Source organism: Pseudomonas sp. GL-R-26, from assembly GCF_019947365.1.
Lineage (GTDB): Bacteria > Pseudomonadota > Gammaproteobacteria > Pseudomonadales > Pseudomonadaceae > Aquipseudomonas.
Genome location: NZ_JAGYGI010000006.1, coordinates 124,221 through 140,168 on the forward strand (window position 1 = coordinate 124,221; position 15,948 = coordinate 140,168).

General features: G+C 60.7%; 12 protein-coding genes and 1 pseudogene. 2 read left to right on the forward strand and 11 right to left on the reverse strand.

From position 1 onward, the window contains the following. Positions 1 to 10 precede the first annotated feature (10 nt). The 5 genes from KGA96_RS08870 to KGA96_RS08890 all read right to left on the reverse strand — a co-directional run bounded on the left by KGA96_RS08870 (position 11) and on the right by KGA96_RS08890 (position 4,536). Positions 11 to 451, reverse strand: a complete 441-nt coding sequence (locus tag KGA96_RS08870) for a carboxymuconolactone decarboxylase family protein (protein WP_046043133.1) — start codon at positions 449 to 451, stop codon at positions 11 to 13. A gap of 91 nt (positions 452 to 542) precedes the next feature. Continuing rightward, positions 543 to 1,985 carry a mechanosensitive ion channel domain-containing protein gene (locus tag KGA96_RS08875; protein WP_223512447.1) on the reverse strand — a complete coding sequence of 481 codons (1,443 nt, stop codon included), beginning with the start codon at positions 1,983 to 1,985 and terminating at the stop codon, positions 543 to 545. A 224-nt stretch (positions 1,986 to 2,209) separates the two neighbouring features. Beyond that, on the reverse strand, positions 2,210 to 2,836 hold the full coding sequence (gene ycaC / locus KGA96_RS08880; RefSeq protein ID WP_046043135.1) for an isochorismate family cysteine hydrolase YcaC: 627 nt from the start codon (positions 2,834 to 2,836) through the stop codon (positions 2,210 to 2,212). Positions 2,837 to 2,892: 56 nt separating this feature from the next. Continuing rightward, positions 2,893 to 3,576 carry an isochorismatase family protein gene (locus KGA96_RS08885; protein WP_046043137.1) on the reverse strand — a complete coding sequence of 228 codons (684 nt, stop codon included), beginning with the start codon at positions 3,574 to 3,576 and terminating at the stop codon, positions 2,893 to 2,895. A 93-nt stretch (positions 3,577 to 3,669) separates the two neighbouring features. Continuing rightward, on the reverse strand, positions 3,670 to 4,536 hold the full coding sequence (locus KGA96_RS08890; protein ID WP_046043139.1) for a pirin family protein: 867 nt from the start codon (positions 4,534 to 4,536) through the stop codon (positions 3,670 to 3,672). Positions 4,537 to 4,640: 104 nt separating this feature from the next. Between KGA96_RS08890 and KGA96_RS08895 the strand changes: the two genes are divergently transcribed. Then, on the forward strand, positions 4,641 to 5,549 hold the full coding sequence (locus KGA96_RS08895; protein ID WP_223512448.1) for a LysR substrate-binding domain-containing protein: 909 nt from the start codon (positions 4,641 to 4,643) through the stop codon (positions 5,547 to 5,549). A 217-nt stretch (positions 5,550 to 5,766) separates the two neighbouring features. After that, a pseudogene (gene dkgB / locus KGA96_RS08900) lies at positions 5,767 to 5,856 on the forward strand (2,5-didehydrogluconate reductase DkgB); the annotation flags it as partial. A 3-nt stretch (positions 5,857 to 5,859) separates the two neighbouring features. Here dkgB and KGA96_RS08905 read toward each other — a convergent pair. From KGA96_RS08905 to KGA96_RS08930, 6 genes are all read right to left on the reverse strand, one after another. Beyond that, positions 5,860 to 9,087, reverse strand: coding sequence for a transporter substrate-binding domain-containing protein (locus tag KGA96_RS08905; RefSeq protein WP_223512449.1), 3,228 nt, complete (start codon positions 9,085 to 9,087; stop codon positions 5,860 to 5,862). Next, the gene (locus KGA96_RS08910; protein WP_046043143.1) at positions 9,088 to 9,714 is read right to left on the reverse strand and encodes a response regulator transcription factor; all 627 of its coding nucleotides are present in this window, start codon (positions 9,712 to 9,714) and stop codon (positions 9,088 to 9,090) included. A 108-nt stretch (positions 9,715 to 9,822) separates the two neighbouring features. Next, entirely contained in the window at positions 9,823 to 10,224 is a 402-nt protein-coding gene (locus tag KGA96_RS08915; protein WP_046043144.1) for a hypothetical protein, read from the reverse strand. A gap of 105 nt (positions 10,225 to 10,329) precedes the next feature. After that, a complete protein-coding gene (locus KGA96_RS08920; protein ID WP_046043146.1) occupies positions 10,330 to 11,046 on the reverse strand; it encodes an MgtC/SapB family protein in 717 nt (238 codons plus the stop codon). A 180-nt stretch (positions 11,047 to 11,226) separates the two neighbouring features. Beyond that, positions 11,227 to 13,941 (reverse strand): magnesium-translocating P-type ATPase, encoded by a 2,715-nt coding sequence (gene mgtA / locus KGA96_RS08925; protein WP_046043148.1) that lies wholly within the window; start codon positions 13,939 to 13,941, stop codon positions 11,227 to 11,229. Between the two features lie 569 nt (positions 13,942 to 14,510). Continuing rightward, on the reverse strand, positions 14,511 to 15,848 hold the full coding sequence (locus KGA96_RS08930) for a lysine N(6)-hydroxylase/L-ornithine N(5)-oxygenase family protein (RefSeq protein WP_223512458.1): 1,338 nt from the start codon (positions 15,846 to 15,848) through the stop codon (positions 14,511 to 14,513). Between the last annotated feature and the right edge of the window lie 100 nt (positions 15,849 to 15,948).

A 15,948-nucleotide genomic window follows, 5' to 3' on the forward strand; every position in this document is an offset into this window, starting at 1 on the left:
CTTGTGCAGGTCAGGCCTGAGGCATTTTGCGAAAGCCGATCGCCAGGCGGTTCCAGGCGTTGATGGTGGTGATGGCGACGGTCAGGTCGACCATTTCCTTGGCATCGAACTGGGCGGTAGCCAGTTCATAGTCTTCGTCCGGGGCATGGGTCTGGCTGATCAGGGTCAGGGATTCGGTCCAGGCCAGTGCGGCGCGTTCACGCTCGGTGAAGAACGGCGTTTCGCGCCAGGCCGACAGTGTCGCCAGGCGACGCTCGGACTCACCACCCTTGCGTGCATCGGCGCTGTGCATGTCCAGACAGAAGGCGCAGCCGTTGATTTGCGAGGTGCGCAGCTTGACCAGTTCGATCAGGTTTTTTTCCAGCGGCAGCTTCGACACCGCTGTTTCCAGGGCGATCATCGCCTTGAGGGCATCAGGGGAAGCGGTGTAGAAATCGATACGGGTTTTCATGGCGTGCTCCAGGGCAAGTGGGTGTGTCACTACGTTAGTCCCACGACCGGTCTGCACAAATAGCCAATCCTTCAGAAGTCGAGGAGGCCATTCAAACCCGATTGCGCAACCACTGCAAAAAGCCCTTTTTCGCCTCCGTCACCGGTAGCTCCTGAGTCAGGACTTTCGCTTTGTGCAGCCGGTAATCGAGCAAGGTTTTCATTGCATCGCTGATGTCGTGACGGGCATCCAGGCATGGCTTGAGGTATGACTTTTCGATGCGGTACAGGCCACAGAAGGTCTTGGCGGTAAACTGCGCAGGCAGCGCGCTGTCGGTCAGAATACCCGCCTCGCCGATCACCTCCCCTGGCCCCATGCGGCCGGATTCTAATGGTGCTCCGTGGCGCATCAGCGTCACCGAGACCACGCCGGACTCAATGATGTACAAGTGATCGCTGATCTCCCCCGCTTCCAGGATCGCCTCCCCGGCGCGGAAGGTTTGCAAGGTCATGTTCTGGCTGAACGTGTCTTTCTCTTCCTGACGCAAAGTGGAAAAAATCGGCGAGCTGTCGAGCAATGCCCGCGGCCGTGTCAAGTTGACCGGTGGATTGGGCTCCACGCTCGACAACAAATTGACCCCGGACGCCTGCAAGTGCCGGTAGGCCAGGTCGTATAGCTGATTGCGCGCTGAACGTTTCTCATCCATCGACGCGACAAAGCCGCTGATTTCGTAGACCGCTCCGGTGTTGCTGGCGTTTTTCAGGCCGACGCTTGGCGACGGGGTATCCAGAAGCGCACGGCAACCCTGCATGGCCCGCTCCAGGGCTTCGATCACCGTGTTCGGCCGCGCGTGGGGGCTCACTTCCAACGAAACGGAGATGCCGAACATATCGCTCGGCCGACTGAAATTGATGATCTTGGCCTTGGCTGCCAGGGAGTTGGGTATGACCGCCATGCAACCCTGGGAGGTCTGCAGGCGCGTGGCACGCCAGTCGATGTCGGTGACCCGGCCCTCCATGCCATCGATGGAGATGTAGTCATCCAGTTGATAGGGTTTGGTGGTATTCAGGACGATTCCGGAGAACACATCGCTGAGGGTACTTTGCAAGGCCAGGCCTACGATGATCGCCAACGCACCGGACGTCGCCAGCACGCCCTTGACCGGCAGATCCAGTACATAGGCCAGGGCGGCAATGACCGCGATCAGGAAAATCACCGCACCGAGCAAGTCCTGAAGCAATCGCCCGGTATGACCGACCCGTTGCATCATCACCGCGCCGATCAGCACGGTCAGGGTCCGCGCACCGAACAACCACCAGCCGATCTGCAAGCCGGTGGCCGCCAGGTGCAGCGGCACGTTGTCGGCCCAGGGCGGCGGCTCCATCGGGTTCAGGCCTTCGTTGAACAGCAGGAGACTGAACAACGAAAAAATAACCACCCGTACCAACAGCCGCCAGGCGCTGCCAACGGCACTGAGCAAGTACCACAACCCAAGATCGATCAGGATCAGCGCCATCGCGCAAATCAACGGGTGTTCGGTGAGCAATGACAGCATCAAGCAACTCCAGCCAGGGTCAATAACGCGAAGATCGCATGGATTGGCCATAGTGTAGGAGCAATTGATTTGGCAGGAGGAACACGTCTGGCAGGACACCCAAAAAACCTGTGGGAGCGAGCTTGCTCGCGATGGCGGCAAAACAGTCACTGATGTTCTGACTGTCAGGTCGCTATCGCGAGCAAGCTCGCTCCCACAGGGGGGGGGGATGCGTGATGCCGAAGTTACTTGCTATTGGCCAGCGAGCTGTAGCTGGTCATCAGGTTGCGGTAATCCGGAATATGGTTGGAGAACAGCGTGCCCAACCCTTCGATATCGTTGCGCCAGTCGCGGTGCAGTTCACAGGCCAGGCCGAACCAGGTCATCAGTTGCGCGCCCTGAGCGGTCATACGGTTCCACGCCGATTCGCGGGTCAGTTCGTTGAAGGTGCCGGACGCGTCGGTGACCACGAACACGTCAAAACCTTCGGCCAGTGCCGAAAGCGCCGGGAACGCCACGCACACTTCGGTTACCACACCGGCGATGATCAGTTGTTTCTTGCCGGTGGCCTTGATCGCCTTGACGAAATCTTCGTTGTCCCAGGCGTTGATCTGCCCCGGGCGAGCGATGTACGGCGCGTCCGGAAAAAGTGCCTTGAGTTCGGGCACCAGCGGTCCGTTGGGACCGGTTTCGAAACTGGTGGTGAGGATGGTCGGCAGCTTGAAGTACTTGGCCAGGTCGGCCAGGGCCAGCACGTTGTTCTTGAAGCGATCCGGGTCGATGTCGCGTACCAGTGACAGCAGGCCCGCCTGATGATCAACCATCAGAACCGCGGCGTTGTCCTTGTCCAGACGTTTGTAGGAAGTAGTCATTGCAGTAGTCCTCGCATGTTATCGATGCCGAATGAAAATCGGCGTGGGGTCACCGGTCAGCGCTGGGAGTCCAGCGCCTCGTGTTCGTTCGCCACTTGCTGGGCCTTGAGGTAACTCTCGATCAGCAATTGATAATGCGGCATGGCCTGGGCGTAGACAGCGGCCCACTGCTCGGCATCCGGACGGTTCCACGAGCCTTGCAGCTCAGAAAGCGTAGCCATGATGTCGATCGGTACCACCCCGGCCTGGGCCAGACGGGCAACGGTCAGATCAGTGGCCAGTTTCGAGTGGTTGCCGGAGGCGTCGACCACGGCAAACACCTTGTAGCCTTCATTCACGGCGGCGATGGACGGGAACGCCAGGCACACGCTGGTCAGGGTGCCGGCGATCACCAGGGTTTTCTTGCCGGTGGCCTTGACCGCCGCGTGAAACTCCGCGTTATCCCAGGCGTTGATTTCACCTTTGCGCGCCACGTACTGCGCATGGGGTGCGGCCTCGTGGATTTCCGGAATCAACGGCCCGTTCGGCCCCTGGGGAACGGAAGCGGTGGTGATCACCGGCATCTTCAGCAGGGTCGCGGCCTTGGCCAGGGCAATGGCGTTGGCGCGCAGTTGGGGCACGTCCATGTCCTTGACGATCTGGAACAGTCCGCTCTGGTGATCGATCAACAGCATCGCGCTGTCATTGGGGTCGATGGTCGGTTTCTGGCCGTTGAAGTTGGCCGCGTAGACAGTGTTCATGTGCGTTTCCTCTTTCTTTTGGGCAACAGCCATCCCTGGCCTGAAAACCGGCCTACTCATCCTGTGTAGAGTCGGGTGTTGAAGCGCTGCGAATTAAGCGTGCATCCGGCCGAACTGGCCGGACTGGAAGTCGGCGAAGGCCTGGTGGATTTCTTGCTCGGTGTTCATCACGAACGGCCCATGACCGACGATCGGCTCGTCGATCGGCTCGCCGCTGAGCAACAGCACCACCGCGTCTTCGCTGGCTTCGAGGGTCAATTGATCGCCCTTGCGGTCGAACAGGGCCAGTTGCCCCTGGCGCACCGATTCCAGGCCGTTGACCTGAACCGTGCCGCGCAGCACCACCAGTGCGGTGTTGCGCCCTTCATGCAGATCCAGGGTGAGCAACTTGCCGGCATTCAAACGAATGTCCCACACGTCGACCGGGGTGAAGGTGCGTGCCGCGCCCTTGTGGCCGTCGAACTCACCGGCGATCAGGCGCAGGCTGCCGGCGTTGTCCTTCAAGGCGATGCTCGGGATGTCACGGTCGAGAATCGTCTGGTAGCCGGGGTCGGCCATTTTGTCCCTGGCCGGCAGGTTGACCCACAGTTGCACCATCTCCAGGGTGCCACCGCTCTTGGCGAAACCTTCGGAGTGAAACTCTTCATGCAGGATCCCCGAGGCCGCGGTCATCCATTGCACATCGCCGGGGCCGATCTTGCCGCCGCTGCCGGTGGAGTCCCGGTGCTCCAGCTCGCCCTTGTAAACGATAGTCACGGTTTCGAAGCCACGATGAGGATGCTGACCAACGCCCCGTCGCTCGCCGGTCGGGGTGAACTCAGCGGGGCCGGCGTGATCCAGCAACAGGAACGGGCTGATGTGCTTGCCCAGGTTGTCGTAGGAAAACAGCGTGCGAACCGGAAAACCGTCGCCAACCCAATGGGTCCGTGGACTGGTGTAGATACCGATGATGTTTTTCATGGTGTCTCCTGATGAGGTGAGTGAAGCCATGGACAAAGCTTAAAACCGTGACCATTGCTGCGCTAGACTGCAAAAATCAGCTTTAGCGTTCTATTTGGAGAACGATGGTGGAAGACCTCAACACCCTCTACTACTTCACCCAGGTGGTGGAGCATCACGGTTTCGCCGCGGCCGGCCGGGCACTGGACATGCCCAAGTCCAAGCTCAGCCGACGCATTGCCGAACTCGAAGAACGCCTCGGTGTGCGCCTGCTGCACCGCACCAGCCGGCACTGTTCATTGACGGAAATCGGCCAGGCCTATTACCAGCGCTGCCTGGCCATGCGGGTGGAGGCGGAAAGCGCCGCCGAACTGATCGAGCGCAACCGCTCTGAGCCCCAGGGCCTGGTGCGTGTCAGTTGCCCGACGGCGCTGCTCAATTCCTGGGTCGGGCCGATGCTGACCCGCTACATGCTCAAGTTCCCCTTGGTGGAATTGTTCATCGAGAGCACTAACCGCCGGGTCGACCTGATTCACGAAGGCTTCGACATTGCCCTGCGGGTACGTTTTCCGCCGCTGGAGAACACCGACATGGTGATGAAGGTGCTGGGCAACAGCACCCAGAGCGTGGTTGGCAGCCCGATCTTTTTATCTCGCCTGTCGACACCGGCCTCCCCGGCCGACCTCAGCGGCTTGCCGAGCCTGCACTGGGGCGCGGCACAGCGCGAATATCAGTGGGAGCTGTTCGGTGCCGATGGCAGCACCGCGATGATCCGGCATGCCCCGCGCATGGTCACCGACGACCTGTTGGCCTTGCGCCATGCGGCGCTCGCCGGGATCGGCATCGTGCACCTGCCCAGTGTGGTGGTGCGCGATGAAATCGCTGCCGGGCAACTGGTGGAACTGGTACCGGGATGGGCACCGAAGAGCGGTGTCATCCACGCGATCTTCCCCTCGCGCCGGGGCCTGCTGCCTTCGGTGCGCACGTTGATCGATTTTCTCGGGGAGGAATTCAGTCGTAGTGATATTGCCTGAGGGCGGGGTAAGGCTTTGGACCGAGTGATGGCTATCGCGAGCAGGCTCGCTCCTACAGGGGGAACGCATTCCAAATGTGGGAGCGAGCCTGCTCGCGATGGCGTCAGACCAGACACCATCAACACATCTTCCTACCCCGATTCTTGACTTGCGGTAAACATTGCTTTGCCGATCCAGCAGTTTTTTCTCACGGATGCAGGCGCGGATACTGCCGCCCATTCCCAATGCAACCATGGCCTTGATCGCAACGCTGGATCGCGGCCACCGCTTGACCAGCCCGAAAGGCATCGCACCGAACTGGGATTGAGCCTCAATCCTGCCCCAGACGCTGGTCCAGGCGGGCCATGGCTTGCTGCAACTGGTCGACGGCTTCGTTGATCATTGCTGCGCGGCCGTCATTGCACGCCTGCTCCAGTTGTTCGCAACACTCGACCAGGGCGAGCGCTCGCACCATCAGCGCCCCGCCTTTGATCCGGTGTGCCAGTTCCTGTAAGCCCGGGCGATTGCCGCCAGCGTGCAAGGCGAGCAAATGCACGCGATCCTCGCGGTTGCTCAGCGCCAGATCGTGCAACAGTTGATCGATCAGCTCACGGTCCGCATCCGCATAACGCTCCAACCCGCTCAAATCGAACTCGGCGATGCCAGGATCGTCGATTGCCGTTGAGGGTGCGTTGGAAAACCGCTGGGCCAGCCACGCCTGCAAATCCACCAGGCGAATGGGCTTGAACAGGCAATCGTCCATGCCCGCCGCCTGACATCGAGCCTTCTCCTCGGCCTGCGCATTGGCGGTAAAGCCCAGAATCAGCGTCGACGACAGCCCCTGCACCCGCTCTTGCTCACGTATCGCACCCGCCAATTCATAACCATTGAGCTGCGGCATGTTGCAGTCGGTGATGACCAGATCGAACCCTTGCCCGCGCCACTGTTCAAGCCCCTGCGCCCCGTCTTCAGCCAGCACCACACGATGGCCCAGGTAGCTCAGCTGTCGAGAGAGCAACAGGCGATTGGCCGGATAATCATCGACCACCAGAATCGACAACGCTCGGGTCGTGAGCTGCGCCGGATCCAGGGGTTTGCCCCCCGCGGGTAACGCTTGCAGGGCAGGCAGCACCAGGCTGACGTCCACCCGCGTGCCGCGCCCAAGCTCACTGTCGAGATGCAACTGCCCGCCCATCATTTCGCACAGGGTACGACTGATCACCAGGCCCAGGCCGGAACCTTGCCGGGCACTCTGCTGGCTATTGCCCGCCTGCACGAACGGGCTGAACAGGCGTTGCTGGTCGAAAGCGCTGATACCGATGCCGCTGTCTTCGATGCGTACGCTGATGGCGAGGTGCGCCGGGGCTTGAGGTCGCACCCGCAACGTCAGGCTCACCTGGCCTTCCCGGGTGAACTTGATCGCATTGCTCAGCAGATTGGACAGCACCTGTTTGAAGCGCGTGGGGTCGAGCATCACGTCACAGTCACTGTGTTCGTCGAGTTCGACCCGCCACTGCAGAGTCTTCTGCACCGCCAGCCCTTCGAAAACCCGGCAGACCGACGTCACCAGCGCGTGCAGATTGACCCGTTCCGGCGCCAGCGACAAATGCCCGGATTCGATCCGCGCGACGTCCAGAATATCGCCGATCAAATCCAGTAACTGTTGCCCGGCATCGGACGCCACCTCGATGGCGGCGCGGTCGGTCTCCCCTTCATCGGCCCGTTTCAGTGCCAGTTCGAGCATGCCAATCAAGGCGTTCATCGGCGTGCGGATTTCATGGCTCATGGTGGCCAGGAAAGTAGTCTTGGCCCGGTTGGCCTCGTCCGCCGCGTCTTTGGCTTCCTGCAATTGCCCGAGCAATTGCTGACGCTGGCGAATCTGCCGCCGCTGCCAGACGATCCCGGCCAACGCGAGCAACAGCAAGACGCCTGCCACCGCAAATGCCTGCACGATTGCCTGGCGGTGTCGCAACCAGTAACTCTGTTCGACCATCGAGTCGTAGCGCCAGGGCTGGGTCAGCTCGTCAATTTCTTCGGGAGGGATGCTCAACAGCGCCTTGTCCAGGATCGAATGCAGCTCGGTGGCCTCGCGACCGGTCGCCAGGGTGCTTCGTGCAGGGTCGGTGCCCACGGTGCTGGTCACTTGCAGGCGATCGCGATACTGCCGGGAAATCAGGTAACGGGCGCTGATCAAGGAGTTGATGCCGCCCTGGGTCTTGCCCTGGTCGACCATTTCCATGGCATCCGTCGACAGGGGCGCATCCACCAGCTGGATCAGCGGGTAATGCTGGCGAAGGTACTCGCCGACAATGTTGCCCCGGGTCAGCGCCAGCGTCCTTCCCGCCATGTCATCCAGCGTCCTGGGGCTGTCCGTATCCACGCGGGTCACCAGCACCGAAGGGCTGCTCAGGAACGACCGGGTGAACAGCAACTCATCTTCACGCTGGGAGCTGAGGCCGATACCGGCCAGTACATCGATCTGCCCGCTCTTGATGGCGGTCATCATCTCGGCCACCGACTTCATGCCCTGGATGTCAAATTGCAGTCCGGTGCGCAAACTGATTTTCGCCAGTACATCGATGCCGATACCGCGAAACTTGCCTTCGCTGTCGACAAATGAAATCGGCGGGATATTTTCGTTGATCGCGACCCTTACCCGCGGATGGCGTTCGAGCCAGCGCTGTTCGGCCACGCTCAATTGCAATGACTGGGTGCCCGGGATAGATGCCCCGTTTGCCCCCCAACGACGCAGGATATTCATTTGTTCATTGGTGGTGATGGCCGCCAGTGCCTTGTTGACGATGCGCAACAGCGAGTTGTTGTCGCGGGCCATCGCAAAGGCAAAACGCCCGGACTCCATGGGTGAGAAGTCCGTCAGATGCACGTTGTCCAGGTTATTCCTGCTGATCAGGTAATGGGCATTGATCGCATCGCCCAGGTAGACATCGGCCTGGCCGAAAGCCACGGCGCCCACCGCCGCCAGTGTCGAGGGAAACAGCTGGACCTGCGCCCTGGAATAGAACTGTTGCACGCTGTATTCGGGCAGGTAGTGATACAGCATCACCAGCCGCTTGCCGGCCAGTGTCGGGTCGAGCACCGGCGGGAAATCGGTGCGGGTCACCAGCACCGGTTGATCGACCGCGTAGGCGCTGGACATCTGTAGCTGCGGATCTTCGGCTTCAAACCGATTGGCCGTTCCCAGCAGGTCCGCCTGCCCTTCCTTGATGGCCAGCACCGCGTCGGCCCGCGACGGATAACGTCGGACCTCGATGACGACGTTCAACAATTGTTCGAGCAAGCCGGCGTAATCGGCTGTCACGCCTTCGAATACCTTGCCCGCCGTGTTGAACTCGAAGGGGGGATAGTCCGGCGCCGAGACTGCCAGCACCAATCGGCCCTTTTGCTGTAGCCAGCGCGACTCGGTTTGCGAGAACCTGACGCTCAGGCCTTCGACGCTCGAGCGCCCCAACAGGGTCAACGACTGTTGCGCACAGGCCGTCGATGCCCAGAGAAGAAGGGCGATCAGCACCCCACCTGCCAGTCGTCGGAGTGCGTTCATTCAGATCAGATGATTGCGCAGGGCGAAATCCCTCAAGTGCACCGACGAACTCACGTTGAGCTTGAGGGTAAGTCGGGTCTTGTAGGTGCTGACGGTCTTGTAGCTCAGGTGCATGATCTCGGCGATTTCCAGGTTTTTCGAACCCCGGGCCAGGTACTGCAGAATGGTCAACTCACGATTGGAGAGCCTGTCGATCAATTGCTTTTCACTGCGTTGCAACTCCCCCATCGACACGGAGCTCGAGGGAATCTGGGCGAAATAGGTGTAGCCGGCCATCACGGAATTCACCGCCGCCTTCAGGTCATCCAGGTCCTTGCTCTTGGAAACGTAGGCAACAGCTCCGGCACGCATGCAGCGGTCCTGATAGAACTGGGCCTCCAGTGAAGTGAACACCACCACGCGACATCGCGTGTTTTCGGCCTTGATCCGGTCCATCACCTCAAGCCCCGCCACACCGGGAAGACCCAGGTCAAGCAGCACGACATCCGGTTGATGCTCCCGGATCAACGCCAGGACCTCATCGCCACGAGAGGCCTCGTAAATCTGCGTGAACCCCTCGCCCTTGAGTACGAGTTTGATCATGGAGCGAACCACCGGATGATCTTCCACAATCAGTGCTGACTTCATGACAACTCCCGTGCAAAACAACACGATCGGGCAAAAAATGCCCTCCAGGCACCGCAGCGGTTGGGCACAACGCTGCGCATAGACTTTTGCATGGAAGGCTGGAAAGTACTACCTGACAGAAATGACAGTTCCGACGAACGGCAGGCGCCGATCGACGGCGCTCATCAGCTGCGTAATGGACGCCAGGTCAGGCAGGGCGGCCTGGCTGACCTGGACGTTACCCACGACTGACGGCAACGGCGTCTGCTGTTCATTGAAGATAAAGGCGTGATGAACCTGCGGGTTGTCGGCAAAGAAATTCAACAGGTCCAGCCCTTCGTTGGCCATCGCTCCATTGATGAGCACCAGGTCCAGAGGCTCGCAACCGTACTCCACCAGTGGAAGGAGCTCTTCGAGGCTCTGCACCGGTGCCACGCGAAAGTAGCCGAGCTGATTGAACAGCCGCTCGATCCGCAGGCGGTTGAAGTGCTGCGCATCGGCGATCAGGATGCGCAAGGATTTGTTCGGCATGGTGACCTCCAAAAGGATGTCGGTTTCAAGAGGTCGCAAAGCCTACGGAAGACCTTCCTAGGTTTATGTAGGAATATTCCTAAATAAATGCCGGTTAATCTGACTTTACTCCGTGGTACTCGGACTCCAGAACGCCTGCACCACCAGGGTCGAGGTCGAAATCCGTGCCACCAGCGCATCCAGTTCATCACCATCGACCGAGGTGGTGGCCAGGGTGGCTTCGATTTCGATTTCATCCGCGCCGAAGGCATGTACATCGACATCGCTGGCCGGGTAGTTGCTGCGTTCCAGCTCGGCTTCGAGCAAGGCCAGCACGGTTTTCTGCTGCGTGCGCCGGGCAATGACGTAGACGATGTTGGTGACTTCCGCCGAAATCACATCCAGCGGCTGACGGTTGATGTTGTTGACGATCGGCCGCAGCAGCGTGTTTGCCGCGAGCACAAACAAGGTGCCAAGCAAGGCCTCGGCCAGCAGGTCGGCACCGGCGCAGGCACCGACTGCCGCCGAGGTCCACAGCGTGGCGGCGGTATTGAGGCCACGCACATTGCCCTCTTCGCGCATGATCACCCCGGCACCGAGAAAGCCGATGCCGGAAACCACGTAGGCTACGACCCGCACGGCGCCTTCGGCACCGGCGAGCCGGTTGGCCATGTCGACGAAAATCGCCGCGCCCACCGCCACCAGCACATTGGTGCGCAGGCCGGCGGTGCGCTGCCGGTACTGGCGCTCGAAACCGATCAGGCCACCGAGGATGAAGGCCGCGCTGAGGCTGACCAGGGTGTCGAGCAGGGAGGTCAGGTTGAGGTTGTTGATGGCTTGCATATGAAACTCCTGGAAAAACACACAACCCTTGTGGCGAGGGAGCTTGCTCCCGCTGGGCAGCGAAGCGGCCCCAAAACCTGACAATGCGGTCCCTCCAGCAAACCTCGCTCGCCGGTTTTGCGACTGCTACGCAGTCGACCGGGAGCAAGCTCCCTCGCCACAAAGATCATGCTGGCGGCTTTATTGCCAGCCAAACCGGCGAATGTAGAACCCCTTCACTGCCTGGGTCAGCGCCATGTACGCCAGCAGGATCACCGGCAGGAACACGAAGTACAGCGACGGCAACGCCTGCAATTTGAAGTAATGGGCCAGCGGTCCCATCGGCAGGAAAATCCCCACGGCCATGATCAGTCCCGTCATCACCAGCAACGGCATGGCCGCGCGGCTTTGCAGGAACGGGATCTTCGGCGTGCGGATCATGTGCACGATCAGGGTCTGGGTCAGCAGCCCGACCACGAACCAGCCGGACTGGAACAGGGTCTGGTGATCCGGGGTGTTGGCATCGAACACGTACCACATCAAGGCGAACGTGGTGATGTCGAAGATCGAGCTGATCGGCCCGAAAAACAGCATGAAGCGCCCGACATCCGCCGGCTGCCAGCGCTGCGGTTGCTTGAGCATTTCGTCATCGACGTTATCGAACGGGATGGCAATCTGCGAAATGTCATAGAGCAGGTTCTGTACCAGCAGGTGCATCGGCAGCATCGGCAGGAACGGGATGAACGCACTGGCCACCAGCACCGAGAACACGTTGCCGAAGTTCGAACTGGCGGTCATCTTGATGTACTTGAGCATGTTGGCGAAGGTCCGGCGCCCTTCCAGTACGCCCTCCTCCAGCACCATCAGGCTCTTTTCCAGCAGGATGATATCGGCCGCTTCCTTGGCGATGTCCACGGCGCTGTCCACCGAAATACCGATGTCGGCGGTGCGCAGGGCCGGGGCGTCGTTGATACCGTCGCCCATGAAACCGACCACATGGCCGTTGCCCTTGAGCAGACGGACGATGCGCTCCTTGTGCGAGGGAGTCAGTTTGGCGAAGACGTTGGTGGTCTCCACCGCCTTCGCCAGCTCGGCATCGCTCATGCGTTCGATGTCGTTGCCCATCAGCAGGCCTTGCTGTTCCAGGCCGACTTCGCGGCAGATTTTCGCCGTCACCAGTTCGTTGTCGCCGGTCAGCACTTTCACCGCCACGCCATGGGCGGCCAGAGCCTTGAGGGCGGGCGCGGTGCTTTCTTTCGGCGGATCGAGAAAGGCTACGTAACCGATCAGCGTCAGTGCCTGTTCATCGGCCAGGCTGTAGGTGTCGCGGCCTTCGACCATTGGCCGTGCCGCCACCGCAACCACCCGCAGGCCTTCGGCGTTGAACGTGGCCGTGACCTGGCGGATGCGCGCCAGCAGTTCTTCGGTCAGGGCTTCATCGACTTCGCCATGGCGCACCCGCGAGCACACCGCCAGCACTTCTTCCACCGCGCCCTTGCAGATCAGCAGGTGCGGTTGATCGCGCTCGGCGACCACCACCGACATGCGCCGGCGGGTGAAGTCGAACGGGATCTCGTCGACCTTGCGAAACGCCGTGCCGACTTTCAGCTCACGGTGGATCTCGACGTGTTCGAGCACCGCCACATCCAAAAGGTTTTTCAGGCCGGTCTGGTAGTAGCTGTTGAGGTAGGCCATTTCCAGCACGTCATCGGAGTCGTTGCCCCAGACGTCGACGTTGCGCGCCAGGAAGATCTTGTCCTGAGTCAGGGTGCCGGTCTTGTCGGTGCACAGCACGTCCATGGCGCCGAAGTTCTGGATGGCGTCGAGGCGTTTGACGATGACTTTCTTGCGCGACAGGAACACCGCGCCCTTGGCCAGGGTCGAAGTGACGATCATCGGCAGCATTTCCGGGGTCAGGCCCACGGCAATCGACAGCGCGAACAGCAACGCTTCGGTCCAGTCGCCCTTGGTGAAACCGTTGATGAACAACACCAGCGGCGCCATCACGAACATGAAGCGGATCAGCAGCCAGCTGACTTTGTTGACCCCGGTCTGGAACGAAGTCGGCGCCCGGTCAGTGGCGCCGACGCGCTGGGCCAGGGCACCGAAATAGGTGCTGTTGCCGGTGGTGAGAATCACCGCCATGGCCGTGCCGGACACCACGTTGGTGCCCATGAACAGAATGTTGTCCAGGTCCAGGGGGTTCTGCGTGTCGCGGTCCTGTTGGCGGGGAAACTTTTCCACCGGCATCGATTCGCCGGTCATGGCCGCCTGGCTGACGAACAGGTCCTTGGCGCTGAGCACCCGGCAATCGGCGGGAATCATGTCACCGGCAGACAGCACGATCAGGTCGCCCGGCACCAGTTGCCTGATCGGCAATTCGATACGCTGCGCGCCGCGGTCTTCGAGGTCGCGGCGCATCACCGTGGCGGTGTTGCTGACCATGGCCTTGAGGGCATCGGCAGCCTGGTTGGATTTGGTTTCCTGCCAGAAACGCAGAAAGGTCGAGAGCACCACCATGGAGAAAATCACAACGGCGGCTTTCATGTCTTCGGTCAGCCAGGAGATGACCGCCAGCAAGGTCAGCAGCAGGTTGAACGGATTCTTGTAGCAGTGCCACAGGTGCGTCCACCACGGCAGCGGCTGTTCGTGCTCGACTTCATTGAGGCCGAATTGTTCGCGCAGGGCATCGGCTTCGAACTCGCTCAAGCCGTCGGTGTGACTGCCCAGGGCGTCGAGCAATTGACCCGTATCGCTGCCGGCAGCAGCCACCAGGGTTTGCGCCAGGGTGGGCGGGACTTCACGGCTGACCGTGGTGTCAGTGAAGGTTTCCAGCAACGCCAGGCGACGAAAGTGCCGGGCGATGTGGCGGTTACGCAGGAAGCCTGCGAAGAGTTCCTTGAGGGTAAGTTTCATGGCTGGTGCCCCTTTTGTCAGCCGGGAAACCGTCGAGCAGGCAGGTCCACGCCTCTTCCGCCGGAACAACCGGCAAAGCAAGGCCTGGCACGCCGGTCACGAATGACAGGCGTGTCGATAGAGCGGCGGCACGACAAAAAAGTCGAAACCACGCACTGTTCAGCGTCGATGAGAGGGACGTCGGGACACGGCCAGGACTGGCCATGATCGGGATGCCGCTGCTCGCTTGTCGGCGAGACAACGGCACAGGAGACTGCGCGTTATCTTGCCGAGAAAATGCCGGTTACCGAGACCGGCCGACAACTGTCACTCGAACAAGTACCCACTGTGGGTCTCCGTAATGGATGAAAACGCGCGAAGCTTACGCCCCGATGTCTGGAGAGTAAACCCGTTACAAAACCTTGCAGGGGGAATCGCGGGGTTCTTCAGGAAGGGTTCAGGAATCAATATTTGCGGTGTTCTTTCAGGCCCCATCGCGAGCAGGCTCGCTCCTACAATGGACCTGTGTTCGCAGGACAAATGTAGGAGCGAGCCTGCTCGCGATGGCGGACTTGTAGTCGCCGCGGAACTCAGCTGGCCGTCGCCAACAACAAATCCACCACCGACCGCCCATGCCCGCGATGCTTACCATGCTCATACAACGACCCGGCAATCTCATCGGCACGAATCGGCAGGATCGACAGCAAAGTGTCGCTCAGCCCATGGCTGGCCTGGCAAAAGCCCTGCATGTAGAGGCCGGCCTTGCAGCGTTCATCGGTGATCAGTTTGTAGTTGCGATCGACTTCGAAATCCCCCAGGTACTCTTCCAGCGGTGCCAACAGCTTGCGGTGCATCTGCCGCTCGTAACCGGTAGCCAGCACCACGGCGTCGTAGTGACGCACCGAGACTTCGCCGGTGGCGTTGTTGCGCAACACCAGTTCGATGCCCCGTTCGTTGGCGGTGACTTTTACGATGGTGGTCAGGGTGTGGAACGCATGACGGGCGATGCCCGAGACTTTCTGCCGGTAGAAGATGCCGTAGATGCGCTCGATCAGATCGATGTCCACCACCGAGTAGTTGGTGTTGTGGTACTCGTTCACCAGTCGCTCGCGCTCGCTGTCGGGCTGCTGGAACACCAGGTCGGTGAACTCCGGCGAAAACACTTCGTTGACGAAGGGGCTGTCGTCGGCCGGCTTGAGTGCCGAGCCGCGCAGGATCATGTCCACCTGCACCGACGGGAAGCTGTCGTTCAAATCGATGAAGGCCTCCGCCGCGCTCTGCCCGCCACCGATGATCGCAATGCTCATCGGCCGGTTGTCCACGCACGGCTGCCTGGCCATCTGCGCCAGGTACTGGGAGTGATGGAACACCCGGCAGTCATCCTTGAGCGCCTTGAACACTTCGGGAATGCGTGGCGTGCCACCGGCGCTGACCACCACCGAACGGGTGGTGCGCACCTGTTGATGCCCTGTCGCGTCGCGGGAAATCACCCGCAGCGCCTCGACCTGATGGTTGTGCAGCACCGGCTCGATGGTCAGCACTTCTTCGCCGTAGCGGCTTTGCGCGGTGAACTGCCCGGCGACCCAGCGCAGGTAGTCGTTGTACTCCATGCGGCACGGATAGAAGGTGCCCAGGTTGATGAAATCCACCAGGCGCCCGTGGACCTTGAGGTAATTGACGAACGAGTAAGGGCTGGTCGGATTGCGCAAGGTCACCAGGTCCTTGAGGAAGGAAATCTGCAACTCGCTCTGGGTCACCAGTGTGTTGCCGTGCCAGCGGTAGTCGGCCTGCTTGTCGAGAAACAGCACATCCAGGTTGCCCTGGCTCGCCCCGCGCTCTTGCAGCGCGATGGCCAGTGCCAGGTTCGACGGGCCGAAACCGACACCGATCAGGTCGTGAACGAGGGGCGAAGCAATTGCCTGTGTCATTTCCAGTGTCCTCTGGATGTTCCCCTCAAAGGCGGGGCATTGAACCTAAGTGACCTGACCCACCAAGGGCCGCACAACAGGTCGTCTGTTGAGTAGGAAC